This window comes from Flavobacterium aquidurense (assembly GCF_031458035.1).
Lineage (GTDB): Bacteria > Bacteroidota > Bacteroidia > Flavobacteriales > Flavobacteriaceae > Flavobacterium > Flavobacterium aquidurense_C.
The window spans coordinates 87,342-113,656 of the sequence record NZ_JAVDXR010000008.1; the positions used below are offsets into that span (position 1 = coordinate 87,342).

Genomic DNA, 26,315 nt, shown 5'->3' on the forward strand with positions numbered 1-26,315 from the left:
AAATGTAAAAATGTCCAATAAAACTGTGTAAAGAATGCAGTCAAAAAGTTATGTACAATTCAGGGAAGTGTAATGGGGAAACTATTTAAGGCTCATATCATTGTAATGTATGTTATAAGCCTTATAACTTGTAAGAGCTATATTTTTGGAGAAAATATTCATAAATTATAACGAATTTCGATCAATAAGAACAGTGGGAATAATCTCCTGAATTTTTTTGCGATTCAAAACAAAATCAGCAGCTTTTTTTCCCATTTCAGCGAAATCAGTGGAGAATGTTGTAACTCCGTCAAAAATAATTTCTTTTACGATATCATCATTGTGTGAAATAAATCCAATGTCTGTACCAATTTTAAATCCCTTAATTTTAGAATCTTTAAGCATTTCCCAAAGTGCCAGATTATGAATCGTAAAATATACTTTCCCTTTTTCAAGAGTCCCTGAAATATATTTGTCTTTAATGACACCATTGATGTTATGATTCTCCATGAATCTCTTAAATGAATTTAAAATTTCAATAGGTTGAGAAGACAAAGGTTTGAAAAAGAAAACAATCTCTTGATATTTATTAATTTTATCTTTTAGCTTAACAAAAGCATCGTAAGACGAATCTCTAAATTCTTGAGCAACATAATTATAATCTTCATCAGTTTCTACAAAACGATCTACTAATAAAACTCTGTTTGTTGGCAATTGCTTTAAAACTGTCGGCGTTTTTACGTTTGGAATTGCAGCGATAACAAACAATCCATATTTACCTTTTACGTTTTGAATAATGTTTTCAAATGTTTCAAAGTTATTGTGATGAAAAAAAATATCGAGCTTAATATTATTTCCAAGTCCTTTTCTAAAATTTTCATAAAATGTTTCCTGAAAAATATCAAATGCAAATAGCACTAAAGCTACTTTTAGCTCTTGTTTCACATCATTTGTAGCCACAAAATAACCTAGTCGATTTTTGGATTCGATGATTCCTCTATGCACAAGTTCTTTATAAGCTTTGGCAATGGTTTCTCTTGCAAAACCTAATTCACTTATAAGAGTATTAACAGATGGAAGTAAATCACCCTTCATTACTAACCTTTCATCAATAGAATTAATTATTCCATGAACTAATTGCTCATGTTTAGACAAAGAATTTATCGATTCAAGATTTTTAATCTGTTGAATAATTTGCTTCATAAAACTTTTTTAATACGCATTTATAGTAGACATATAAATTACAAATATATACTAATGTTTGAGATTTAGTGGAGACCCTGGTAATTTTTAAAATAACATTCATAGTTGCAGTATTTACATTTGGCTAATCACCCCTCTCTTAAAAATTACCCAGGTAAATCCCTTTCTATTACTCCTTTTTATCGTGATACACATTAATTTCTTCTACATAATTTATAACACTTCGAAATCTTTTAGTCTTATCAGGACATGTGTACTTGCTTCATATCTCGAATTTATCCGATAGTTAAAAACTAGACCATCGTTACAATTTTCATCAACGAACATTACAGGTGAAGCATCCTACTGTGTATGTTTTTTTTTAAAATGTAAGATCTGATTGCTAACACTTACTTAATATTTTTTTAAATCCATTTCTCAGCAATCTTATACAAGGTAAAGATTGTAGATGGAATCATTAATTACATTTTCTAAAAATACACTTCACATAAAGTTCGAAAAAAAATTATTCAACAATGTTAACCAGTATCCAAATCATCAAAAAAAGAGTTCGAAAATTGTTCAGGGAGGTCAGAAGTCTTTTCATATTATTTGAAAAGACATTTTCTTTTTAAACCATTTTGATATTCTCTATTTTAGAATAATAAAAACTGATGAAATCAGTTCTTTTTTCAAACAATAAAAACTTACTTTTGCACCATCATTTATTAATACAATCATATTATGTCAGATACAATCGAAAAAATTAAATGCCTTATTATAGGTTCTGGTCCTGCAGGTTATACTGCTGCTATTTATGCTGCCAGAGCAAATATGAATCCAATTTTATATCAGGGAATGCAGCCAGGTGGTCAGTTGACCACTACAAATGAAGTGGAGAATTTTCCAGGTTATGTTGATGGAGTTACGGGACCTGAAATGATGATTCAGTTACAAGAGCAAGCAAAACGTTTTGGTGCTGATATTCGCGATGGATGGGCTACGAAAGTTGATTTTTCGGGAGATATTCATAAAGTTTGGATTAACGATAAGATCGAATTACACTGTGAAACTGTTATTATTTCAACAGGTGCGTCGGCTAAATATTTAGGATTGCCATCAGAACAACATTATTTAAATATGGGTGGAGGAGTTTCTGCCTGTGCGGTTTGCGACGGATTCTTCTATCGTAACCAGGAAGTTGTAATTGTTGGCGCAGGAGATTCTGCTTGTGAAGAAGCGCATTACTTATCTAAACTTTGTAAAAAAGTAACGATGTTGGTAAGAAGCGAAAAATTCAGAGCTTCAAAAATCATGGAAGAACGCGTTCGTAAAACGGAAAACATTGAGATTTTAATGAATCACGATACTGTTGAAGTTTTAGGAGATGGAAATGTAGTACATGCGATCAAAGCATTAAATAAATCTACTGGAGAAGTTAGTGAAATTCCTGCAACAGGGTTTTTCGTCGCAATTGGTCACAAACCAAACACCGATATTTTTAAAGATTATATTACTCTTGATGAAACGGGTTATATCATCAATACTCCGGGAACATCTAAAACTAATGTTGATGGTGTTTTTGTAGCTGGTGATGCCGCAGATCATGTATATCGTCAGGCAATTACTGCTGCAGGTACCGGTTGTATGGCCGCGCTTGATGCAGAGCGTTATTTAGCGTCGAAAGAGTAAGTAATTTTGTTTCAGGTTTTTCTTGTTTCAAGTTCAAGTTGTTTGAAATTGAATTCCAGAACATTCATACAATAAAAAAATCCATTCGTTTTGCGAATGGATTTTTTTATTTTATAGATTTCAACAAACTTGAAACTTGAAACTTGAAACTTGAAACTTGAAACTTGAAACTTGAAACTTGAAACTTGAAACTTGAAACGTTTTTTACTTTATCTTCTTTATCAATTTTGCTTCTTCAGAAAAACGGGTAAGTGTAATTGCGGGGCTTCCAAAAAGAGAAATTTCAGTTTTGTCTCCTGCAGCTAATGATAGCGTTGTTTCTGTCAAAATGCTGGCTATTGTATATCCTTCTGCAGTAACATTGGCATCTTTCATAGTGAATTTTGTTCCTGTGAAAATCGAATTGTTATCTAAACGAATAGTTGCTTTTTCTGCAATTCCTTCAAGTGTAGCGGTAGCTTTTTGGTATAAATCACATTTGAATTTAATAGCTGACACTAAAGATTTTATAGTTGAGTTTTTACTCAGTTGTAAGGCGGCCTCATCTGCTTTTAAATTAATTTCAGATTTTGATTTGTCATCTGTAATCAAACTGAATTTTTTAGCATTTACATTCAGAAATAATTTTGAATAATCGAAACTATTAAAAGTAATATCATCCAATTGAAGTTCCTGAATGGCATAAACGACAGCGTCATTTTTGGTAATAACTTTATTGAAAGATTTGGTATAAATTACGTGAACGGTAAGTTTTTTGAAAATCGTGCTTTCTTTTGAGGTATACAAACGAAGCGTTTTGTCTCTCAAATCCATCCCGATAATATCATGTAAATTATCATCGGCTTCAATTTTAATTTCGTTTTTTTCTCCGCTCTCTAAATAAACTTCAATATTATCATCGACTTCTAGGGCGTCAAAACTTCCTGATTCTTTTACTGAAGTTGTAACGATTTTAGATCCTTTTATTTTTTCTCTTTTTTGAGCAAAAGTTAATGTGCTTATCAATAACAATAAGATTAAGGCTTTATTTTTTTTCATTAATGCTAGATTTGATTTTGACAAATATAAAAAAATCATCCACTTTTGATGAATGATTTCTTTTATATTTAACACATGATAAGGTTTATCCCTGATTGATACTTCCTCCCGAATTAGAAGTTTTTTCGATTGATTTAGGAGAACCTTCATAATTAATGCTTCCTCCACTGTTAGCATGAGCTTTTAAACTCACAATTGGATGAATGTTTATGCTGGCTCCGCTATCAGCATCTGCTTCTATATCATTCGCCAGCAATTTTTCAGCTTCGATAGTTGCTGCGCTGGATGCTGATGATTTTACTTTTAATGCTTTTCCTTCAATTGTAATAGAACCTGCACTATCTGTATCAAGTGTAATTTCATCAGATTCTACATTAACATTCATTGTTGCGGCACTTGAAGTATTCAGTTTAATATTAGTAGACTGAAGTACGTTTTTACCAGTTATAGTTGAAGCACTTGAAGCTTCTAATTCATCAATAATTGGCATTTTAACGGTTACTTTTTTCTTAGTAACATTATGGAAAGAGGTAAACTCACAACGAATTACAAGAGTTCCGTTTTCAACAGTTGTTTTGATTTCTTTTTGTAAATTGTCATCAGCTTCAACAATGATTTCAGTTTTATCTGATTGTTCGATTACAACATCAATAGCATTGCTTACTGATACTTTTTTGAAATCTCCCTGAACAATACGTTTTTCGGTCGTAACATTTCCACTTCCGTCTATAGATTTCATGTTGCTAAAATTACATGAAGCGAATAATAATGCGGTAATAGTGGCAATAATGAATTTCGTAATATGAATGATTATTTTTATCATGGCCTTAGTTGATTTTGATTATAACTCCGTCTTTATTAGTGGTTAGCTTTCCGTTAGTTTTTTTACCGTTTAGAACTTCTTTTCCGTTTATTTTAATCGATACTTCTTTTACAGTATCATTGTCAATCGTATTGTTGTCATCGTCGTCATTATCTGCATCATCAAAGTCATTTTCATCTGCAGGACAATTCAAACATTTAATCTTAGAACCTTCTACTTTGTAGTTGTAATCACCGCTAAAGTGCAGGTTGAAAAAATCATCTTCAGAATTATCATAATCTTGAACAGATGAATCTGGTTTAAATAGCTGTCCTTCTGGCAGGTACAAATATACATCAACTTCTTGTCCTCTAAACTTATTTTTTACATCTGTAAGAAAATAATTATCCAAAATTAAATGATTTCCGTTAATCTGAATCTTATAATTGATTTTTTCTGCTCTTTGTTTAGAACTTGTAAAAGAATTTCCTCTGGCACTTTTCTCAATTTGTAAATACGGATTAGCTTCATCAGTATGCAAAACGTGTAAACGAACATCATTTGAATAAATTAACTGATTGTTAGCAGAATCTTGTACAAACTCAAATTCGCTATGGTGATTCAGGTCTTTTGCGAAGTAATCATTGTATCTGAATTTTACGTAAAGTGTGTCTTTCGGATTAATATTGATTGCTTTTTTCTCTACTGTTTTTCCGTCATAAGAAATTTCAGTTGCTTGTTTGATTCCAATACTAATTGCAATGGCAACAGCAATGATCCAGATGGCCAACAAAGTATATTTTGTAATATTACCAATAGACTTTAAGTTTGGTGATAACAATTTGAAACCTAAAAGGGTCAAAAAGAAAAACGGAATTCCAACGGCAAAGAACATTAATAAACCAAATGACCAAATCGGATATTCTGTAAAGTTTCCGGCTTCAATAAAGTTTTGCCAAGGAAAATCAATAAAGATATTTGTTCCTAGAGTAAATACTCCAATCAATAATCCGATCAAAACTGAAATTCCCGACATGATTAAAATTACGCCTAAAAATTTTGCGAAGATTTTAAAAACTGTAATGACAAAGTCTCCAAATGAACTACTTATTCTCTCAGCTCCCGACTTTACCTGGTTTCCCATTTTATCATAATCTGCACTTTTGAATTTATCAGATAGTGATTCTATTTCTTCGCGAACTTTTTTTTCGATGTTCGAAATCGTAACCGGTTCACCAGTCATTTCTAATTTCTCAGAAGTTGTAACCGCTTCCGGAGTTACAATCCAAAGTACGAAGTAAGCTAAAATCCCAGTTCCAAAACCTGCAAAAACAAATACTAGAAAGATGATTTTAATCCAGACAGCGTCAATTCCAAAATAATGTCCTAGACCTGTTGCAACACCACCAATCATACCTTTTTCTTTGTCACGGTATAATTTTTTATGCTTTCTTGCACCGTACTCATTAAAAGACTGATTCGTTTTTTCTTCATCCTCAATGATGTAATCTTCTGGTTGCCCCATTACTGTAATAACCTCATCAACATCTTTCAATCCCACAACATGTTTCTCGCTTTTTTGTTTTTCTGTTAATAATTCAGAAACACGCATTTCGATATCTTTAATAATTTCATCTTGTCCGGATGAGTTGTTAAGTGATCGTTTTATGGCGTCAAAATAGCGGGTTAATTTTAAGTATGCATCTTCATCGATGTGGAAAAACATACCTCCTAAGTTAATATTTACTGTTTTGTTCATGACTATTGATTTTGATTGGTGATTAGATTTACGGCGTCAGATAATTCTGTCCAGGTGCCGCTAAGTTCGTTTAAAAAAGTTTGTCCTATCTCGGTTAATCCATAATATTTTCGTGGCGGCCCTGAGGTCGATTCTTCCCAACGATAATTTAGCAAACCGTCGTTTTTCAGCCTAGTTAAAAGTGGATAAACTGTTCCCTCTACAACTAGTAATTTTGCGTTTTTTAAAGTGTCTAATATTTCTGATGTGTATGCGTCTTTTTCTTTTAATACTGATAAGATGCAAAACTCAAGAACACCTTTGCGCATCTGTGCTTTTGTGTTTTCAATGTTCATAATTTCATTTTGTTTTTTTTAGATTGAACAATTCGTTTTTTGATTGATGATGATGATGATTGATGATTGATCGTTTTCTATAACCTTTAATCTTATTATGTCACACTGAGCGAAGTCGAAGTGCTTCATAATTCTATGATTACTTTATAAAAGGAATCGTTAATGGATATTTGTAGTATTCTCCGTTTGAAGCTTTTATTGAAGCATAAATCACTAAAAAGAATTCAACAACTTTTAATAATAGAAAAAGTACGATTGCTGTTCCACCTATAGTAAGTAATCCGATGTTTCCCTGAAAATCAAAATTTCTGATAACAAAGTCGTCGTCATTAAAAATAGCTTCCATTGGCAGATTCTGAAGAAAAACAGTTACAAAAACCGGAATAGCAATTAATGCTAAGATCAAAGTGTAAAGCAATAAACTCAATTGAAAGTTTAACGTTTGTTTTCCATGATAGTTTACAAACTCCGACTTGTCTTTGTAATTTGTCCAGATTAGAATCGGGAAAATATAATTTCCAAGCGGAATAATGTACTGTGTTAAAGTACTTAAATGTGTGAACGTTGCAGTGTTCTTTTCTGATGTTTTTTCCATGATGAGTGGTGTTGTTGTTTCCATGATTAAAAGTATATAGTAATTTCTTATACAAATATATGGCTAAAAGACAGTATCTTGTTTTACATAGTACCAAATATTAACAAAATTTTAACAAAGTTGAAATTTTAAAAGGGATGATAAAGTGCTGAAAACCATCTGAAATACTTGATTTTGTTGGTTGTTTTGGAAAGTGCTATCAATTTATTGTGCGTGCATAGTTTTTTTGTATTTTTACATAAAAAATAAAAATCACATGGCAGTTTCAGTTTCCAAACTCAATAAATTTGTATTATTCAAATTACCATCAGCATATATTTGTGGTGTACGCGTTAAAGCAATCGATAAAGATAGCTGTACAGTAACTGTAAAACATCGCTGGATAAATCAGAATCCTTTTAACTCTATGTATTTTGCAGTTCAGGCGATGGCGGCAGAATTAACTACAGGAGCATTAGTAATTTCTCAAATTCAGGAAAGCGGTAGAAAAATCTCTATGTTAGTGGCAAACAATAAAGGAAACTTCACCAAAAAAGCAACGGGCAGAATAACATTTGTTTGTAAAGACGGGCATTTAATTACCGAAGCGATTCAAAGAACAATCGAAACAGGTGAGGGACAAACCTTCTGGATGAAATCGATTGGAACAAATGAAGAAGGAGTTCAGGTTTCTGAAATGGATTTTGAATGGAGCGTAAGATTAAAATAGTTTTTTTGCCACAGATTTCTCAGATTAAAATGATTTTTTAAAATCAAAATCTTGATTTAGCTTTGACAAAGTTTTAAATTTTGTCAAAGCTAAGACTAGTAATCTTTTTAATCTGCGAAATCTGTGGCAAAACAAAACATAAAAAAAGACCTCAATAATTTTTGAGGTCTTTTTTGTTGAAATAGAATTTCATTTATTTTTTAACGCAACAAGATTTTTTGTCTTTTTTATCTGTTGACGTTTTTTTGCAGCAGGATTCTTTTTTGGCTTTTTCTTTTTGAACTGGTTTTGTTTCTTGAGCAGTTACTCCAATTGAAAATACAGCAGCCATTAAGAAGGTAATTACTTTTGTCATTTTGGTAAATTTTGTTTTTGATTGATATTGTATTTTGGTAAATCAAATATAATGACATTTTTTAGAGTTGATTCTTACACAAAAGTTAATGTTTTAATAATAATATGTAATTGAAAATTAAACGGGAAGATCTTCTTAATAATTAAGATTCACTCCAAAACCAATTCCCATATCACTGTCATAGTGCGTTGTAACCCCAAAGTTTCTGCCAACTACATATTTCAAACCGGCCATATATTCTTTGTCGGTATTCCACATTAAGTTCATTCGCAAACGTTTTGACAGCGGAATATCTTTTCGTTCAAATTGCACTCTCACATTACCATCGGTATAAACCTCAACCTGGGCTTTTACCAACATTGGTAATGTATATTCAAGTCCGGCACTAAAAACAGCACGGTTGTCTTTGGTATTCGTTTGCCCGAAAAGGTTTTGTTCCTGTTCGTCCATTCCCATTTTTCTGTAACGCCAGTCAAAACCTAAAAAAGGCATTAGCCATTGCATTTTGCCAATGTATCGGCCAATATGGGTTTCAGTTTCGTAACCGTGTTTGTCATTATAACCCAAACGCCATTCGGTTCCAATGCTCCAGCGTGTGTTGCTGTAAATGGCTTCTCCGTCATTTCCATTTGTAGCAAAATCATTTTCGGCCATAAAATGAAACATACGATCGTCCATTTTTAGCATTTTGTACGCCATTTCGGGATGGTGAATCAACGGATTTGGTGCTGAATTTTCATAACTAAAAATCCTTCCCATTCCGGCCATCATGTGATATAAAATATGACAGTGAAAAAACCAGTCGCCATCAGCATTGGCCTGAAACTCGATTGTGTCAGTTTCCATGGGCATAATATCAATCACATTTTTGAGTGGAGAATATTCGCCGTGTTTATTCAAAATTCTAAAATCGTGTCCGTGTAAATGCATCGGATGGCGCATCATCGAGTTATTATAAAGTACAATCCGAACGTTTTCTCCTTTTTTAATCAGGATTTTATCAGTTTCAGAAATCACTTTATTGTCCATGCTCCAAACATATCGATTCATATTTCCGGACAATTCAAAGCGTAATTCTTTTAGCGGCGCGTCTTTTGGTAATGTTGTTATAGTTGGAGATTTCAGCATATCGTAATTCAGCGTTGTGATTTCTGCTGTTGCTGATGTATCGCTTGACATTTCCATGCCTTCCATATTATGTTGCGAATGGTCTTCAGCTTTTGAAGATGATTCGTCATCTCCTGAAATTTCAGGATACATTACGGCATTCATATCCATTTTATTCAAAGACATATTCATGCCCATATCATTCATTTCTCCATTCATTTTCATCATTCCGTTCATCATTTTCATCCCTTCAAAATATTTTAATTTGGGAAGATGAGCAACAGGCTGTTTAGTTCCGTTACCCAAAAACAACGAAGCTGATCCGGTTCTGTCTTCGGCTGTAGCCAAAAAAGCAAATGATTTATTGTCTTCCGGAATTGTGACTACAACATCATACGTTTCAGAAACTGCAATAATCAAACGATCTACTTCTACCGGTTCAACATCATTACCATCGCTGGCAACCACAGTAATTTTTCCGCCTCCGTAAGTCAGCCAAAAATAACTGGATGCGCCTCCGTTTGCAATTCGAAGTCGGATTTTATCGCCTGCTTTAAACTGCGAAAGCTGATTTTCATTTTTTCCATTGATCAAAAACTTCTCATAATAAACATCGCTGACGTCCATCGCATTCATGCGTTTCCATTCGTTGGTGACTTTCGTCGAAAACTGACCTTGTTTAATGGCTTCTGCGTAACTTTGAGTTGTTCCTTTTTTGATGGCAAACCAATCATTGGCATTGTGCAGCATTCGCTGAACATTCTCTGGCTTTAAATCGGTCCATTCACTTAAAATTACGGGAACGGTTGGTAAATCATCAATACCTTTTCTAAAAGTCGGATCATCTTTCTTTTTGTTGATGATGAAAAGTCCGTATAAACCAATCTGTTCCTGCAATCCCGAATGACTGTGGTACCAATACGTTCCATTTTGAATAATCGGGAAACTATATTTATGAGTTGTTCCAGGCGTAATTGGCATTTGTGTTAAGTACGGAACGCCATCTTCTTTATTAGGGAGAAATAATCCGTGCCAATGCAATGCCGTGTTTTCTTTTTTTAAGTCGTTATGTACATAAATTTCTGCAATATCGCCTTCGGTGAAAGTCAGCGTTGGCATCGGAATTTGTCCGTTGACGGTAAGTGCCCGTTTTTCTTTCCCGGAGAAATTGACAATTGTATCACGAACGTGTAAATCGTAGCGAACTACCTTCTGCGAAAGCATTATTTGTGTAAAAAAGAACAGCAGTATTAGTGTGAAATATGGTTTTGAGTAATTCATTTACAGGAATGTTAAAAGCATAATTAAACTCATCATAATCATCAATCCATCTTCAATAATAGTAACAGTGCTCATTGGTAAATTAAAAACAGCTCCCAAACAGGCACACTGAATTTTCTTTTTGTTCAAAACCGATTGTAAAACACCAATTATGCTGATATTCATTACTATAAATGTAGCACTATTTGTTATAAGCGGGTTGAAATTCAATAAATATGCTATTCCTAAACCGAGTTCGATAAAGGCGTAAACGTATCCCCAGGCTGGAATTTTTTTAGCCAATACATCATACATCATATAACTTTCGGCAAAACCTTTTAAATTGAGCATTTTGAAAAAAGAGAAAACCAAAAAGAAACCTGCCATAAAATGACGCATCGCTTCCATCAAATCGAAATGATGATTTTTCGATTGAATTAATCCTGTAACTAAACTGATATAAAAGAAAATAAGTAAAATTGGTTTATAAGTTTCAAGCCACGATCTCGTTTGTTCTATAGTTTCATTATGATTGATAGTAGAAATTTGATATTTGCTTTCTAATGCATTTTGTAAATCAGACAATGCAACGTGTTTATCCATTGTTATCGTTGCAGTGTTATTCTCTTTTGAAACTTCAACATTGGTGATGTTTTCAACTAATTTGAGCGCTTTCTTTACTTTGTCCTCACAACTCGAACAAGTCATTCCGGTAAGTTGATATGTATGTGTCATTGTTTTATTTTTTAAGTATTACAATGCAAATTTCCGAAGTTGCGCTTACTTTGGTTTGTATAATTTTGAGAATGATTTGTAAGATTTACAAAGGTTTATTAAAAAAGAATCTCGCAAAGTCGCAGAGTCGCAAAGTTTTTTTGAAGCTACAGATTTAGCAGATCTAAAATAAATCTGCTTAAATCTGTAAAATCTGCGTGAAACCAAAATCTTTGCGACTCTGCGACTTTGCGAGAGATAAGCTTTTTACAAATTCTCTATCTGAATGCGTTTTTTGTCTTTCAACTGTTTGTAATAAGTAGGAGTGAAGCCCGTAATCTTTTTGAACTGATTAATTCTGTTTTGGTTAAAGATCTGTATCGTAATAAGATTGCGTGATTTTTGTATCTTTGTGATAATAAATATTAAAATTATGACAACTATAACCATTAATGAGCGAACAAAAGCGGGCAAAACACTGCTTGAACTTGCAAAGTTGTTAGCTGTTACAAATAAAGGTGTGAAAATAGAGGAAGAAGAAAGTCCTTATAATCCTGAATTTGTGGCGGAGATCAAAAAACGATACGAAGATTATAAAAGTGGAAAATCTAAAGGTATAACCGTTGATCCTAATGATATATGGGGAAGTTTAGGGTTGAAGTGATTCCTGAGGCACAAGCGGAAATTTCTAAACATTTAAAATCAGGTAATCAGGCAAGTATAAAAAAGATTGCGAAAATTTTAGAAGAACTTAGTGAAACTCCATTTGAAGGAGTAGGTAAACCTGAAGCACTCAAACATAATTTTTCGGGATTTTGGTCTAGGGAAATAAATAAAAAAGACAGACTTATATATAGTGTGGAGGAAGAAATTGTAACCGTTGTTGTAATTTCTGCAATGGGACATTATTTAGATAAATAGAAAACGTGCTAATTATTAGCACGTTTTTTTTTGTATAAATGGATTACAAATTCTCTATCTGAATTCGTTTCTTATCTTTCAACTGTTTGTAATAAGTAGGAGTGAAACCCGTAATCTTTTTAAACTGATTACTCAAATGAGCAACATTGCTATAATTTAAAATATCAGCGATTTCACTTAACGAAAGTTCGTTGTAAATCAAAAGCTCTTTTACCTTCTCAATTTTTTGACTGATAAAGTATTTTTCAATTGTTGTGTTTTCGACTTCTGAAAATAAATTGCTTAACGTGTTATAATCCTGATGGAGGTTTTGAGCCAAATAATCAGATAAATTAGTTTTGAGCTCGTTGTTTTTATGGTGAACCAAATCGATAATGAGGTTTTTTATTTTCTCAATAGATTTACTTTTTTTATCATCAATTAAATCAAAACCTAAAGCTTGCAGGTTTTTAAGTAAACTTTCTTTTTGGTTTTCGGTAATGGATTCCCGTAGTTCGACTTCACCCAATTCTACAGAAATAGTCTGAAGTCCGAGTTTTTCAAATTCAGACTTCACAACCATTTTACACCGACCGCACACCATGTTTTTGATGTAGAGCGTCATATTTATTTGATAGTTTCTACTACGTTTCCGCAAGTTAACATTGAAGAACCATAATACGGATTCTTAACTGCTTTTTCTTTGCTCAACCAATCAGCATCTGCCATTGGGCAATATTGTTTGTATACTACTTGAGCCGATTTTGTGACTTTAATCAAATCGTAAGTGTTTTTTGAAAGTGATTTAAAAGTTTCGCGTTGTTTTTTAAGATCAGTAGTAGTTGCCGAAATACTTTTTGCATCAGCAGTAAGTTTTTTAATGACTTTCATCCATGCAGTGTGCTCGCTGGTTTTCAGTTTATCCATTTTCACAGCAGATATTGCGGTTAGTAAATCTTTGGCTTTCGCGGAAGTTAATTTACTGTCACTTTTAATAAGGGCATCCTTCACTGTGAAATAGGCATCATAAACTGGTTGTAACTGATTTGAATCTGCAATTTCAGTTGATAGTGTTGCTGTTTTTATTGGATTTGCCTGAATAATGTTTGCAGTAAATAAGGTAATTACTGTTACTATAGTTGCTATTGATTTTTTCATTTTATAATATTTTTGGTTGAACGAATAAAATTTTTCTTTCAAATTTAGCTCTTTTTTGTTTGAGATACGACGTATTTAAGATTTCGATAACTATAGTTTTTTATAATCAGTCGGTTTCATGTTTTTTCTCTTTTTGAAATAATTCGACAAATGACTTTCATCCGTAAAACCAAATTCATGTGCGATTTGTTTAATAGGTAATTGATTGTTGTGGAATCGTTTTTCGATTAAAGTAGTTCGTAGATTATGAATGTAATCACGATAACTAATGGCGAAAGTCCTTTTGAAATAAGCACTAAAATAAGTCTGTGCAATATTAAAATGATCTGCAATTACTTTAATTTGAACCAATTTTGGCTGGTAAATATTTTGATGAATGTAAGACGCGATTTGCTCGTTATCGATTGTCGTCGATTTCAGTTGAAGATTCATTCCGCGTATTGTTTCTTTTATCAAACCAAAAATCGAAAGAATCTGATAAAAGACAATTGGCGAAGTCGAAACATCGGTTTTGCAATTATAACTCGAAATGTTATCGATTGTATTTTTTAAAATAGTCTTGCACGGATCATCTAATTTTAAAACAGTTTCCTTCAATAATTTGTCACGCATGAAATCTTCGGGTGTATTCAGTAATAAGTCATCACAGAAAAGATTTTTATTTGAATTAAAATAATTGTCAGTAAATTTTATGTAGAAAAATCGGGTACTTTTCTTAATATCAAAATAATGTTCATCTTCCGGCGAAATAACAAATAAGTCACCGGCCTTGTAAGGTAACAAGTTGTTGTTTAGATGATGAACTCCGCTTCCCTTTTTAATATAAATGATTTCATAATAAGTATGTGTATGCGGCGGAAGGTGAAATTTCTCATCTTCAAACTCATCAATCATTAGTGTTTTGAATTGATTTAATTTTGGCATAACTTAAATTTACAAGTTTATATCGCAAATGTACAATTTATTTCTTGCATTTCTGACGTAAATTTGCGTCATAGAAAATGTATTCCTTTCTTATGTAAACAAATGAAAAAGAGTCTTATTGCCTTGTCTTTAGGAGGTTTAACTATTGGTATAACCGAATTTGTCATGATGGGTTTGTTGCCTGATATTGCTTCAGATATGAAAGTTTCTATTCCGGTTGCCGGATATTTAATTTCGGCTTACGCTTTGGGTGTTGTTATTGGTGCACCTTTATTAGTAATCATCGGAAGAAATTTTCCACCAAAAAAAATGCTTTTAATTCTAGCTTTAATGTTAACGGTTTTCAATGCTTTATCAATTATAGCGCCTAATTATAATTTTCTTTTCGCTTCAAGATTTCTGTCCGGATTACCACACGGTGCGTTCTTTGGAGTCGGTGCGGTAGTTGCCAGTCGATTGGCGGATAAAGGTAAAGAGGCTCAGGCAATTGCGATTATGTTTTCAGGTTTAACGCTGGCAAATCTTATTGGAGTGCCAATTGGTACCTATATAGGACATCATTTTATCTGGCGTTATACATTTGTATTAATTGCAATAGTAGGAATGTTAACCTTTTTATTTATTTCGCTGTGGATGCCAAATCTGGAGAAGGCCGGAAATGTAAACATGAAAACGCAATTGTTATTTTTTAAGAAAACTGAGGCTTGGTTAATTATCGGAATCACTGCTATTGGTTTTGGAGGATTATTTGCATGGATTAGTTATATCGCACCTTTATTAATAAATATTTCAAAGTTTTCACCAGAGGATGTTTCCTATATATTAATACTTGCCGGACTAGGCATGGTAGTGGGGAATTTTGTAGGTGGTAAACTAGCTGATAAATATTCGCCTGCACCTACAGTGCTAGTCTTATTGTTTGTAATGGTAATCGATTTGATTATGGTTTACCTTTTCTCATTCAATCAATATGTTTCTTTATCCCTGACATTTTTAACGGGAGCAATTTCTTTTGCAGTTATTGCACCAATTCAAATGTTAATGATTAAAACTGCTAAAGATGCGGAGATGATTGCTTCGGCAGCACTGCAGGGAAGCTTTAATATAGGTAATGCACTAGGGGCATTTTTAGGAGGATTGCCTTTAACGGCTGGTTACAGTTACGCTTCTCCAAACCTAATAGGTGTTGGCATGGCAATTATCGGAATGGTTATTACATTTATTCTAATGCAAAAACATAAAACAAATCTTCAGTTGCAGAGCGCATAAAACTTCTGCAATACAATTTCAAACCCTTAAGCTTAATTGTTTAAGGGTTTTTTTGTGCTTATTTGAAAAATATTTTTGCCACAAACTCTAGTAATCTGATCTGTTTTGTTCCTTGAGAAATTGACAATGTTTATCGTTGTAATCGATTGTTTTTTTATTAAAAAATGGAAGAAACGATTATATTGTAATAATATATTTAATATTTATTCCTGATATAAATTACATATCTCATAGAAAAACCCGACTTTATTTTTCATATGAATTTTTATTTATGAAATTTTTATGAATTTTAATTTTTTATATGAAAAAAATATTTATGTTTGTGTAATCGATTACACGATGTTGCATTTACCTATTATTATGCATATTTACACCGGAAAAATTGATGAAAAACCCAGATAGAATAGGGGAAGTGAGAATAAAATCACGTATAAAAAGGAATCTATATAAATACAAAAAACCACGTAAAACAAAAACCAATTAATTAATTTAAACACTAAACCATGAATTTTAAAGATTTATTTAATAAAAGAACAAATTGTTTTTATACAGTTGTTTTCTTATTGTGCTTGTTCATGAGCAATCAAGTAAGTGCGCAGAATGTTACACTGGAGGGTACGGTTAAGGATGCCGCAGGAATGAGTCTTCCGGGAGTTAACGTTTTAGAAAAAGGTACTAAGAATGGTACTTCTACTGATTTTGACGGAAAGTATAAGTTAAAACTTTCTAACCCTAAGGCAGTCGTGACGTTTTCTTTCTTAGGTTTTAAAACAAAAGAAGTTTCTATTGCCGGGAAAACTAAAGTTGATGTTTCTTTACTTGAAGATGCAAACAACCTTAATGAAGTTGTAGTAGTAGGATACGGAACAACCAAGAAATCTGATTTAACAGGTGCTGTTTCTACTATTTCAGGTGCCGATTTGAAAAAAGTTCCGGTGGCAAATGTCGCTGAAGCTTTAACGGGTCGAATTGCGGGTGTGCAGGTTACTTCAGCAGAGGGTTCCCCAGATGCGGATATAAAAATTAGAGTTCGTGGAGGCGGTTCTCTTACTCAGGATGCTTCACCTTTAATTATCGTCGATGGATTTCCGGTAAATAGTATGAATGATATTTCTTCATCTGATATTGACTCGATGACTGTTTTAAAAGATGCTGCTTCAACTGCAATATATGGATCACGTGGTGCAAATGGAGTAATTATCATCACAACAAAACGTGGAAAAGATGGTAAGGTTGCTGTAAACTTCAATATGTTTTATGGTATGAAAACAATGGCCAATCAAATTGATGTTTTGTCGCCTGAAGATTATACTAAATGGCAATATGAATATGCTTTACTTTCACAAACAGGAACAAAAGTAGCTTCTGATCCGACTTCATACACTAAGTATTTTGGAAATTGGCAAGATCACGATATGTACAAAGGTTTAAAGGGAGATGATTGGCAAAAACAAATTTTTGGACGTACAGGTGAGGTTCAAAGTCGCGATTTAGGAATTAGAGGCGGAAGTGATAAGATTAATTATAATTTTAATTATGCTCATTACGATGAAAAGGCAATTATGATAGGTTCTGATTATAAAAGAAATAACCTTTCCCTGGCTTTAAATAGTAAATTAAACAATAGAATTGATGTTGGTTTTACTATGCGTTATTCAGATGCTGAGATTAATGGTGGTGGTGTAAATGAACAAAATGAAAAATCTTCATCAGACTCACGTATGCGTACTATTGTTGGTTATGCGCCGCTGCCGGTTGCCGGTTTAACTTCACAAGATGCATCTGGAGATGGTACAGATGTTTTAATAAATCCTTTTGCATCTGTTTCTGATAACGATCGTCAACAGTTTCGTAAAAACTTTAATATGTTAGGTAGTTTTGGATGGGAGCTTGTAGATAATTTAAAATTGAAAGTAGATTTAGGTCTGGATAATTTTAACACTTTAGATTATCGTTATTACGGACTAACTACTTATTATATTGCTAATGCTCCTGTAGGTCCGTTACAGGGAATGCCTGCGATGATTATGACGGATACTAAAGACAAACGTTTTAGAAATGCTAATACACTGAATTATGATTTCAAAAAAATAATGGGCGAAGATCATCATTTGAGTGCTCTATTGGGAGAAGAAAGTATTAATTATACTTCCAATAGTGTAACAACAACTATTCATGGATACCCTACTTTTTTTGATTTTGACAAAGCTAAAAAATTAACAACTCAGGGAACACCGCAATCAGTAGATAATTACTACAGTCCAGATGATAAATTATTGTCATTTTTCGGACGTGCGAATTATGACTATAAAAATCGTTATTTATTAAGTGCTACATTTCGTGCAGACGGATCAAGTAAATTTTTAGACGAAAATCGTTGGGGATATTTCCCAGCCTTTGCAGCAGGATGGAAAATTTCAGAAGAGAATTTTCTAAAAGATAAATCATGGATAGATCTTTTAAAATTAAGAGCTAGTTATGGTGAAGCAGGAAATAATAATATACCTGTTGGGCAACAAATTCAGATTTTTCAATCTACAGCAACAACATGGATTAATGGGATTACTAGTATTTGGGCACCTTCAAAAACAATGCCTAATCCTGATTTGAAATGGGAAACAACTGTTACTCAGAATATTGGTTTGGATTTTGGATTTTTCAAAAATCGTTTAAGTGGTAATTTTGACGTCTATAAAAATATTACTAGTGATTTATTAATTAATTTTCCAGTTCCGGGATCCGGGTATGATTTCCAATACCGTAACATGGGAGAAACACAAAACACAGGTTTCGAGGCTACTATAAATGTTGTTGCAATCGAAAAAGCCAAATACGGATTGAATTTTTCATTCAATATGGGAATAAACAAAAATCGTATTAACTCATTAGGTATTATGAATAATTTTGGAGCATCCACAGGTTGGGCTTCTTCACAAATTGGAGATGATTACCTGATTGCTGTTGGTTCTTCATTAGGTTCTATGTATGGTTATAAAAATGATGGAAGATATGAAGTTTCAGACTTTGATTATGCTGCAGGAAAATATACTTTAAAAAGTGGGGTAGTTAATACTGCTACAACTTTAGTTGGAGATGGAAGTTCTCTAAAACCGGGAGATATGAAATTGAAAGATATTACTGGAGATGGTAAAGTAGATATAAATGACAAAACAGTTATTGGTAATGTTAATCCTAAAAGTGCTGGTGGTTTTGTTATCAACGGAAATGCTTACGGATTCGATTTAATGGCAGCTTTTAACTGGAGTATTGGTAATGAAATATATAATGCAGATAAAATTGAATTCTCGACAGCTACAGCTTCAGGAGAATACAAAAATTTAAATTCTACTATGGCTGATGGTAAGAGATGGACTAATTTGGATCCTGTTTCAGGTCAGCTAGTAACTGATCCTGTTGCATTAACAAATCTTAATGCGAACACTACAATGTGGTCTCCATATATGAGAAGTGCTATATTTACTGATTGGGCAGTTGAGGATGCATCATTTTTAAGATTGAATACTTTAACATTAGGTTACACAGCCCCTCAGATGTTTATATCTAAACTTGGAGTTTCTAAGTTGAGATTCTATTTGACAGCGAGCAATGTTTTTGTTTGGACTAACTATTCAGGTTCTGATCCGGAAGTTTCAACGAGAAGAAAAAATCCACTTACACCTGGGGTTGATTCAAGTCCTTATCCAAGAAGCAGACAAATGGTTTTTGGGATGAATCTTAATTTCTAATTTTAAATTATTACAAAATGAAACATAAAATAATAATAGCAGGATTGATTATTTCTGGTTTATTCAGTTCTTGTCAACAATTTGAAGATGATTATTTAGATGCACCCGCACAATCAACATTAGATGCGTCTTTGATTTTCTCTACAGCCGGACTTGCAAAAGGAGCTATTGATGGAATAAAAGTACCATTTGCAGAGACTAATTCTTACAGAGGGCGTTTCTTACCTTATTATGGATTAAATACGGACGTTGAATGGTATAATACTTCACAAACAGCAGGAGATAAAGCAGATTTGTGTGTTTACGATGCAAAGCCAACTAATACAGAGATGAATACTACTAATAATGCTTTTGCAATGATGTATTCAGGTATCGAACGTGCTAATGTTTGTATTGATGGTATACGTAAGTATGGAAATCCTTTGCCGGGAACAGAAATGGGACAATTATTAGGAGAAGCGTTAACGCTAAGAGCAATTTACTATGCTGATTTAGTTAAATCATGGGGTGATGTTCCGGCCCGTTTTGAACCTATTACTACTGCAACTTTATATTTACCTAAATCAAGTCGAGATATTATCTATAAACAATTAATAGCAGATTTAGGAGAAGCATCAACATTGGTAGCATGGCCTAATCAAACTAATTATACAAATACTGTAGAACATGTAAATAAAACTTTCGTAAAAGCATTTAGAGCACGTTTAGCTTTGGCTGCAAGTGGTTATCAACAATATCCTGACGGAGTAAGAAGAAGTAATGATCCGGAACTTTCAGTTGCTAATATGTATGCATTAGCATTAAGAGAATCTCGTGAAGTAATTCAAAGTGGAACTGCTCATTTAGAATCTACATTTGAGGGATTATGGAGAAAATACAATGAAGAAAATACTGCTGCCGGAGGAGAATCTCTTTGGGAGCTTCCTTTTGCTGATGGACGTGGAAGAATGTTATTTACTTTTGCTGTAAAACATACTGCCGCTAGTGACCAATTTCAGGCTAATGGGGCTAACCGTGGAGGTGTAGCAGGTCCATTGCCATTTGTTTTTTATGACTATGACCAAACTGATACCCGTAGAGATGTTACTTGTGTACCTTATAAATATGGTGCAGCAGTTAACAATATCGCTAAGCAAGAAATAGGAACATTAGATACCTGGTATTTTGGTAAATATCGTTACGAATGGATGAAACGTTATGTAACTTCTACTAATGATGATGGAGTTAATAAAATGTATATGCGTTATGCTGAGGTTCTTCTTATTGCTGCTGAAACAGCAAATGAATTAGAAGGTCCCGGTGCAGCTGCTCCCTATTTAAAAGAAGTTCGTAGAAGATCATTTCCTTCAGCATCTCAGGCTGTTAAAGTTGATGCGTACGTAAGTGGATTAACAAGCAAAGAAGCAATGTTTAATGCTATTGTTGAAGAAAATAAATTTGAGTTTACGGGTGAGATGGAGCGTAAGCAAGCGCTTATTCGTTGGAATTTACTTAAAGTAAAATTAGATCAGGCTAAACAAAAAATGAAAAATTTATCAGCACGTACAGGTGAATATGCTGATGTGCCAGCTACTTTGTATTATAAATTTAAAGCTGATAATGTATCTCTGGATATTTACGGCTTAAACAGAGGTGAAACTACAAATCCGGGAGCAGCATATACTGCATCGCCTTGGACGTGGACTGGAACATCGGCAGATGCTAAAATTGCATCGCTTTACAAACCAGGTGTTAACCCTGATAATAGACAATTCTGGCCAATATGGCAAGTATTTATTGATGGAAGTAATGGGCAAATAACCAATGATTACGGTTATTAAAATTTTAGAAAAAATTAATAAAGTTAATATGATGAAAACAAAATATATATTAAAAGGATTAATAGCCACATTACTATTTGCATTTGCAGTGTCTAGCTGTGAAAGTTATAATGAGGAATTGTTGGATGGGCTGGGTAATACAAGAGAATTTTCTCCAATTGGAATTACCGCAAAAGTTAAAAATCAAACTTTTGTTGAGCTTAACTGGACTGTAAACCCAGATGCAGATCACTATGTTGTAGAGTTTAGCGCGGATGATCCGGAATTTAAAGTGATTTATAAAACAGTAGAGGTGAAAGCAAGTCAGTTGCCTGTCTCTATTCAACTTGAAGGAGAAACTACTTATGCGATACGTGTTAAAGCGATTACGCCAGGATTAGCAGACTCAAAATGGTCTGTAACCACGGCAACAACACTTTCTGAACAGCTTTTCTTACCTATTCAGAATGGAGACATTGATGCAAAACAAGTAACTCTAAGATGGGTAGCCAATAGTAATGTAACTCAAATTACAGTTGCTCCGGGTAATATTGTTCATCCTATAACACCTGCAGAGAAAGCAAGCGGAGTAGCAGTAGTAACAGGATTGACTCCTGAAACAGCTTATACAGCTAATTTAATGAATGGTGCTAAAAAGAGAGGTGTTCAGACTTTTACAACTGGTATCGATATTGGAACTGGAATCCTGGTAACAACAACAGATAATTTATTCCAAAAAATTACAGCTGCACCATCTGGGTCTGTTCTGGTATTTATGCCTGGTGATTATACAGCTCAAACAGGAACAATAGCTGTAAATAAAACATTAACTCTTAGAGGTTTGAAAACTGACAATAAATCAAAATTAAAAGTTAATTTCACTCTTGGTAATAATCCCACTAATGCAAGTGAAGTGGTTAGTTTGTCTTTAATTGATCTGGACCTGGATGGAACAGGTACAACAGGTGGTGCGATAACAATTGCTACTGCCGCTACAACACAATTAGGTGATGTTTTAATAAGCAACAGTAGAGTTCATGATTTTCCTTCTCAATTAATGTATGGTAATGCAAACGCTAAATTAAAATCGTTTACTGTTGACAATAGTGTTATTACAAGAGTAAATACTGGAGGAGGAGCTGACTTTATCGATTTCAGAACTACTTATGTTGCAAGTGTTTCTCTAACAAAAAGCACTTTTGATACTTGTTCATCACGTGACTTTATACGTTTAGATGCTGCTGCCGGGTTATCAGGTACAGGTTTAAGCAGTAATGTGTCAATTGATGCATGTACTATATATGCTCCTACATTGGTATTAGCTAGTAGAATTTTATATTTACGTTTTGTATCAAATACATCATCAGTGCGTAATACATTGTTTGCGGTTGGAAATGCAGTTTATACAAATTCTACAGCAACGGCTGCACCGGTGTTTGCAAATAACAATAATTTTCAATCACCTAATTTAGCGCTAACAGGAAGTAATAATAGACCAGATGCTTCTGCGACTACATTAGATCCGCAATTTGCTGGTGCGTCTACCGGTAACTTCAAAGTTCAGAACCAAACTATAATTGATAAAAAAATTGGAGATCCACAATGGATAAAATAAGAAAATTTGATATTGAGTTTTATTAAAAAAGGGATGCAGTTTTGCATCCCTTTTGTTTTTGCATAATCGATAAACAGCTTTTGCATTTATTCCAACTCAATACAATTGAAAATATCATTTTGCAGCATTATTTCAGAAATTTCGATATCGCTTTCGATTCGTAAAATGTTATCGCAATCCTCAAGGTCAAAATTCCATTGGCAATCAGGTAATAATTCATGCAGTATTTTGCTGGCTGATTCTAATTTTGATTTTGAATCGACAGTGGTTTTAAAAACGTAAATCATAATTTGCTTTTTTCAATGAGCAAATTTCAATAAAAGCAAAAGGAATAAATAGGATTTCTTAATCAATAATTAGGACTTATCAATCATTTTTCTGTATTGGCCAGGAGTCACACCTTCATGTTTTTTAAAGAATCTGCTAAAGTAAGATTGATCTTCGTGGCCTACTTGCATTGCGATGTCACTTATAGAAAGGGTGCTTTGATGCAATAAATATTTGGATTCTAGTAAAATGCTTTCTTCAATCCATTTTGTGGCCGATTTGCCTGTTGCCGATTTTACGGATTTATTTAAATGATTTGGAGTAACATTGAGCAAAGAAGCATAATAATTAACCTGATGCTGACTTTTAATATTCGCATGAATTAATTCTTTAAATTTAGTAGAAAGTATTGCCGCTGCTGTTCCGTTTTTAGGAATCTTGACAGCATTTTTATTCATTTCGCAAAATAGAGCCATCAAATATGATTGAACAATATTCAAATCGGTTATTTCGTTTTCAAGATATTCTGTTTGTAAACGGTTTAATAAATTTAGAATAAAAACAGTTTCTTTTTCTGGAATGCTGATTTTAGGAGTTCCGGATATCTTCAGGAAATCAAAATCATTGAGCATTTCGCGGTTCCCATATTTTCCGATTAAAATATCAGGATGAAACTGGCAAATAATGCCGCGATGATTGTTGTTAATTTGTTCTATCGAAAAGACCTGACCCGCTGGAACGACAATAAATTCATTCGCATAAGTGTGGTATTCTTCAAATCCAACTTTCATGATATGCGTGCCCGAAGTAATAAAAAGCAGTGTAGAACAACTGTGTTTTGAGGGCGGAACTGTATATCGAAGCTGCATCATTTCCTCTACTTTAAGACAGAAAAAATGATCCGAATTTGATTTGAAAAGTAAGTGCATTGGATTTTCCTCACCAAGAAATCGGTCCCGAAATCCCTTTGACCCGTAAGTTTTTATTTTTTCGTTTGCCTGATTTCTCATTTAATAATACAATCTAAAATCAAGCAATTTGCAAAGAGCATAATGTTTTTGATATAATTCTTCAACCACCTCCGTAAGGTCGTCATTGTCTTGGTATAAACTAAAAAAAGCTTTATCGATTGTACTGCAGCTTGCTATTTTATTATAAGTTGATCCGTAACCTGATATCGCACGTGCACCGGTTATGTCCAGAAAATATTGTGCTTCTTCATTATTTAAATCCAATATTTTTTTATTGGCAAAATGAATTACTTTTCCTTTCATTTTTCCTTCAAAAAGTTCTGCAATTTCTTCAAGACTATAATAATAATCATGAAGGCAAATCGTATTGGATTCACCTGGCATTACAAGATATATAATTTCATAATCTTTAAAATTATGATCTTCATAAAGCAATACATTTAAGCTTTCTTCAAGTCCTTCAATGGTATCACAGGTTTTATAAATGCTGGCAATTCCCTGGCCAATGGCGATTTCCTCCAGGTTTTTAACTACGTCAGTACTGGAGTGTGTATCTACATCTGGAACACCTTCAAGGCAGAAAATAAATTTTTCATAATCCATACCATTATGTTTTCTGGTTGCTGTTAAATGGCAAAAAGAGTTGTCTTTTTTTCGTTCTAACAAAAGTATTTTTTATTGTGTAGAATCTTGTATCAAAAGAATATTTTAACTCATTTTTTAGAATACTGGAAAAATAGATTTTTTTCGAAGAATACTCACAGTGTGTATTATGTCAATTTTGATGCAAAAAGCGTTTTTTCATGTAAAAGCAGGAACATAAAAAAAGAGGCAATTACGCCTCTTTTTAGTTTAGTGTTTTCCATTTCCTTTCCCATTTCCATTTCCTTTCCCATTATGGTTTCCATTATCATGATGGCCATTATTTCCTTTTCCTGGTTTTGGCCCAATTGTTTGCTGAGGTTTACCTTTATAACCTTTTGCATATTTTGTTTTATGGGTTTTAAAATTGTCGTAAGGACGGTCTCCTCTATAATCAGTTAGCACTACTTTGTATTCGTTATAGAGATCGTAATTTCTATAGACAGTAGGTAATGACCTGTTTCTTACCCATTTTCCGTTATTCAAATAAACATAATTGGATGTATTTACATCATAATATGTTTCAAGGTCTGGTAGATAGTAATAACGAGCATCCGTATATCCTACAGGTCCCCATGCCGGAGGTGTTCCAATATTAACATTTACCGATACCTGAGCTTGCGAGTAACTAAATGAAAGGAATACTATTCCTGCCAAAAAATATTTTAAAGTTTTCATGATTTTTAATATTTATAAAATTAATTGAATAGATTAAAACAAAAAACGTGCCTAATTGAAATTTATTATAAGTGTTTGATTGTGTTATTTGCGTGTGCCTAATTAATTTTTGAGATCGATTCAAACTTTTTGTGAATGTAATTACTCATCTTGTGTCACACTTGGTTTAGAATTGTGAAATTAAAATTTAATATTTTTAAAGATTTTTCATTTGTCAGTTACTCTTTTTCTAAATTATCAACGGCAGAAATCTGATCAAGAATATTTGTCTGGTTGGGAGAAATGTAATTTTTTACCTCAGGAGTTTGTTCTTTCCTGAAAAGAATATCTAATGCATTGTACAGTTTTAATAAAACATCCCGGTCTTCTTTTTCAATATCTAGCGCAGTATTAAAATTAAAAACATAATTATTGGAATTACGTACTTCTACTTTTATTGTTTTTGATGTGATTTTAAATTTGACTATATCCATGCTGATTATAAATTACTTAGTTTAAATAAGGTGTTACTTAAAAAGACTTATTTTGTCCTTGAAATTACTAAAAAAAATAGAAATTATAACGTGCTACTTTTGTTGCTTTAGAAAAAATGTATTTCGCATATCACTCTATTGGGTGTTGTATTGCTTCTTCATAAGGAATGGTAAGTGGATGATTTACTTTGATTTCCTCCTTAATATGGTAGTGTTTTAAATAAAAAACCCCTAATCAGTTGATGATTAGGGGTTTATTTTTTGTAGCGAGGACGGGAGTTGAACCCGTGACCTCAGGGTTATGAATCCTGCGCTCTAACCAACTGAGCTACCTCGCCAAGATTGC

25 protein-coding genes, 1 tRNA gene and 1 pseudogene are annotated in these 26,315 nt (G+C 33.1%); 8 read left to right on the forward strand and 19 right to left on the reverse strand.

The features are described from left to right. Positions 1–165: 165 nt before the first annotated feature. Positions 166–1,182, reverse strand: coding sequence for a GntR family transcriptional regulator (locus J2X17_RS13775; RefSeq protein WP_310299060.1), 1,017 nt, complete (start codon positions 1,180–1,182; stop codon positions 166–168). A 723-nt stretch (positions 1,183–1,905) separates the two neighbouring features. Between J2X17_RS13775 and trxB the strand changes: the two genes are divergently transcribed. Next, positions 1,906–2,853: a thioredoxin-disulfide reductase gene (trxB, locus tag J2X17_RS13780; RefSeq protein ID WP_310299063.1), complete on the forward strand. Its 948-nt coding sequence runs from the start codon at positions 1,906–1,908 to the stop codon at positions 2,851–2,853. A 204-nt stretch (positions 2,854–3,057) separates the two neighbouring features. Here trxB and J2X17_RS13785 read toward each other — a convergent pair whose 3' ends face one another. The 5 genes from J2X17_RS13785 to J2X17_RS13805 all read right to left on the reverse strand — a co-directional run bounded on the left by J2X17_RS13785 (position 3,058) and on the right by J2X17_RS13805 (position 7,406). After that, a complete protein-coding gene (locus J2X17_RS13785; protein WP_310299066.1) occupies positions 3,058–3,891 on the reverse strand; it encodes a GIN domain-containing protein in 834 nt (277 codons plus the stop codon). An 85-nt stretch (positions 3,892–3,976) separates the two neighbouring features. Continuing rightward, positions 3,977–4,714, reverse strand: coding sequence for a head GIN domain-containing protein (locus J2X17_RS13790; RefSeq protein ID WP_310299068.1), 738 nt, complete (start codon positions 4,712–4,714; stop codon positions 3,977–3,979). Between the two features lie 4 nt (positions 4,715–4,718). After that, a complete protein-coding gene (locus tag J2X17_RS13795; protein ID WP_310299071.1) occupies positions 4,719–6,452 on the reverse strand; it encodes a PspC domain-containing protein in 1,734 nt (577 codons plus the stop codon). Between the two features lie 2 nt (positions 6,453–6,454). Continuing rightward, positions 6,455–6,787, reverse strand: a complete 333-nt coding sequence (locus J2X17_RS13800) for a PadR family transcriptional regulator (protein WP_008464689.1) — start codon at positions 6,785–6,787, stop codon at positions 6,455–6,457. A gap of 139 nt (positions 6,788–6,926) precedes the next feature. After that, positions 6,927–7,406: a DUF4870 domain-containing protein gene (locus tag J2X17_RS13805; protein WP_310299080.1), complete on the reverse strand. Its 480-nt coding sequence runs from the start codon at positions 7,404–7,406 to the stop codon at positions 6,927–6,929. Positions 7,407–7,638: 232 nt separating this feature from the next. Here J2X17_RS13805 and J2X17_RS13810 point away from each other — a divergent pair, with 232 nt between their 5' ends. Beyond that, positions 7,639–8,091: a DUF4442 domain-containing protein gene (locus J2X17_RS13810; RefSeq protein WP_310299081.1), complete on the forward strand. Its 453-nt coding sequence runs from the start codon at positions 7,639–7,641 to the stop codon at positions 8,089–8,091. A gap of 193 nt (positions 8,092–8,284) precedes the next feature. Here J2X17_RS13810 and J2X17_RS13815 read toward each other — a convergent pair whose 3' ends face one another. The 4 genes and pseudogenes from J2X17_RS13815 to J2X17_RS13830 form a co-directional block, all read right to left on the reverse strand. Beyond that, a complete protein-coding gene (locus J2X17_RS13815) occupies positions 8,285–8,446 on the reverse strand; it encodes a hypothetical protein (protein WP_310299083.1) in 162 nt (53 codons plus the stop codon). A gap of 135 nt (positions 8,447–8,581) precedes the next feature. Further along, entirely contained in the window at positions 8,582–10,777 is a 2,196-nt protein-coding gene (locus J2X17_RS13820) for a multicopper oxidase family protein (protein ID WP_310299365.1), read from the reverse strand. 57 nt (positions 10,778–10,834) lie between these two features. Then, a complete protein-coding gene (locus J2X17_RS13825; RefSeq protein ID WP_310299086.1) occupies positions 10,835–11,548 on the reverse strand; it encodes a heavy-metal-associated domain-containing protein in 714 nt (237 codons plus the stop codon). A gap of 246 nt (positions 11,549–11,794) precedes the next feature. Then, positions 11,795–11,881 (reverse strand): annotated as a pseudogene (locus J2X17_RS13830) (AraC family transcriptional regulator); the annotation flags it as partial. A 79-nt stretch (positions 11,882–11,960) separates the two neighbouring features. Here J2X17_RS13830 and J2X17_RS13835 point away from each other — a divergent pair. After that, on the forward strand, positions 11,961–12,191 hold the full coding sequence (locus J2X17_RS13835) for a DUF2683 family protein (RefSeq protein ID WP_310299089.1): 231 nt from the start codon (positions 11,961–11,963) through the stop codon (positions 12,189–12,191). Then, positions 12,167–12,448, forward strand: a complete 282-nt coding sequence (locus tag J2X17_RS13840; RefSeq protein ID WP_310299092.1) for a Txe/YoeB family addiction module toxin — start codon at positions 12,167–12,169, stop codon at positions 12,446–12,448. The genes J2X17_RS13835 and J2X17_RS13840 overlap by 25 nt, the downstream gene beginning before the upstream one ends. Before the next feature lie 43 nt (positions 12,449–12,491). Here J2X17_RS13840 and J2X17_RS13845 read toward each other — a convergent pair whose 3' ends face one another. From J2X17_RS13845 to J2X17_RS13855, 3 genes are all read right to left on the reverse strand, one after another. Continuing rightward, positions 12,492–13,010 carry a helix-turn-helix domain-containing protein gene (locus J2X17_RS13845; protein WP_310299095.1) on the reverse strand — a complete coding sequence of 173 codons (519 nt, stop codon included), beginning with the start codon at positions 13,008–13,010 and terminating at the stop codon, positions 12,492–12,494. A gap of 44 nt (positions 13,011–13,054) precedes the next feature. Continuing rightward, on the reverse strand, positions 13,055–13,585 hold the full coding sequence (locus J2X17_RS13850; protein ID WP_310299099.1) for a DUF3347 domain-containing protein: 531 nt from the start codon (positions 13,583–13,585) through the stop codon (positions 13,055–13,057). 90 nt (positions 13,586–13,675) lie between these two features. Continuing rightward, positions 13,676–14,509 (reverse strand): AraC family transcriptional regulator, encoded by an 834-nt coding sequence (locus tag J2X17_RS13855; protein WP_310299101.1) that lies wholly within the window; start codon positions 14,507–14,509, stop codon positions 13,676–13,678. A gap of 102 nt (positions 14,510–14,611) precedes the next feature. Here J2X17_RS13855 and J2X17_RS13860 point away from each other — a divergent pair, with 102 nt between their 5' ends. The 4 genes from J2X17_RS13860 (at position 14,612) to J2X17_RS13875 (ending at position 22,938) form a co-directional block, all read left to right on the forward strand. Further along, the gene (locus J2X17_RS13860; RefSeq protein WP_310299104.1) at positions 14,612–15,778 is read left to right on the forward strand and encodes an MFS transporter; all 1,167 of its coding nucleotides are present in this window, start codon (positions 14,612–14,614) and stop codon (positions 15,776–15,778) included. Between the two features lie 575 nt (positions 15,779–16,353). Continuing rightward, positions 16,354–19,524, forward strand: coding sequence for a SusC/RagA family TonB-linked outer membrane protein (locus J2X17_RS13865; RefSeq protein WP_310299106.1), 3,171 nt, complete (start codon positions 16,354–16,356; stop codon positions 19,522–19,524). Between the two features lie 17 nt (positions 19,525–19,541). Next, complete coding sequence (locus J2X17_RS13870) at positions 19,542–21,344, forward strand: RagB/SusD family nutrient uptake outer membrane protein (RefSeq protein ID WP_310299109.1); 1,803 nt, start codon at positions 19,542–19,544, stop codon at positions 21,342–21,344. A gap of 28 nt (positions 21,345–21,372) precedes the next feature. Then, positions 21,373–22,938 carry a DUF4957 domain-containing protein gene (locus tag J2X17_RS13875; RefSeq protein WP_310299111.1) on the forward strand — a complete coding sequence of 522 codons (1,566 nt, stop codon included), beginning with the start codon at positions 21,373–21,375 and terminating at the stop codon, positions 22,936–22,938. Between the two features lie 86 nt (positions 22,939–23,024). Here J2X17_RS13875 and J2X17_RS13880 read toward each other — a convergent pair whose 3' ends face one another. The 6 genes from J2X17_RS13880 to J2X17_RS13905 form a co-directional block, all read right to left on the reverse strand. After that, a complete protein-coding gene (locus J2X17_RS13880) occupies positions 23,025–23,225 on the reverse strand; it encodes a hypothetical protein (RefSeq protein WP_310299113.1) in 201 nt (66 codons plus the stop codon). Between the two features lie 69 nt (positions 23,226–23,294). After that, positions 23,295–24,215 (reverse strand): helix-turn-helix domain-containing protein, encoded by a 921-nt coding sequence (locus J2X17_RS13885; protein WP_310299116.1) that lies wholly within the window; start codon positions 24,213–24,215, stop codon positions 23,295–23,297. Then, complete coding sequence (locus J2X17_RS13890) at positions 24,216–24,779, reverse strand: DUF6642 family protein (RefSeq protein ID WP_310299119.1); 564 nt, start codon at positions 24,777–24,779, stop codon at positions 24,216–24,218. Between the two features lie 249 nt (positions 24,780–25,028). Then, on the reverse strand, positions 25,029–25,496 hold the full coding sequence (locus J2X17_RS13895) for a hypothetical protein (RefSeq protein ID WP_310299122.1): 468 nt from the start codon (positions 25,494–25,496) through the stop codon (positions 25,029–25,031). A 218-nt stretch (positions 25,497–25,714) separates the two neighbouring features. Further along, entirely contained in the window at positions 25,715–25,969 is a 255-nt protein-coding gene (locus tag J2X17_RS13900; protein ID WP_310299124.1) for a hypothetical protein, read from the reverse strand. 264 nt (positions 25,970–26,233) lie between these two features. Continuing rightward, positions 26,234–26,307 (reverse strand) — tRNA-Met (locus tag J2X17_RS13905). Between the last annotated feature and the right edge of the window lie 8 nt (positions 26,308–26,315).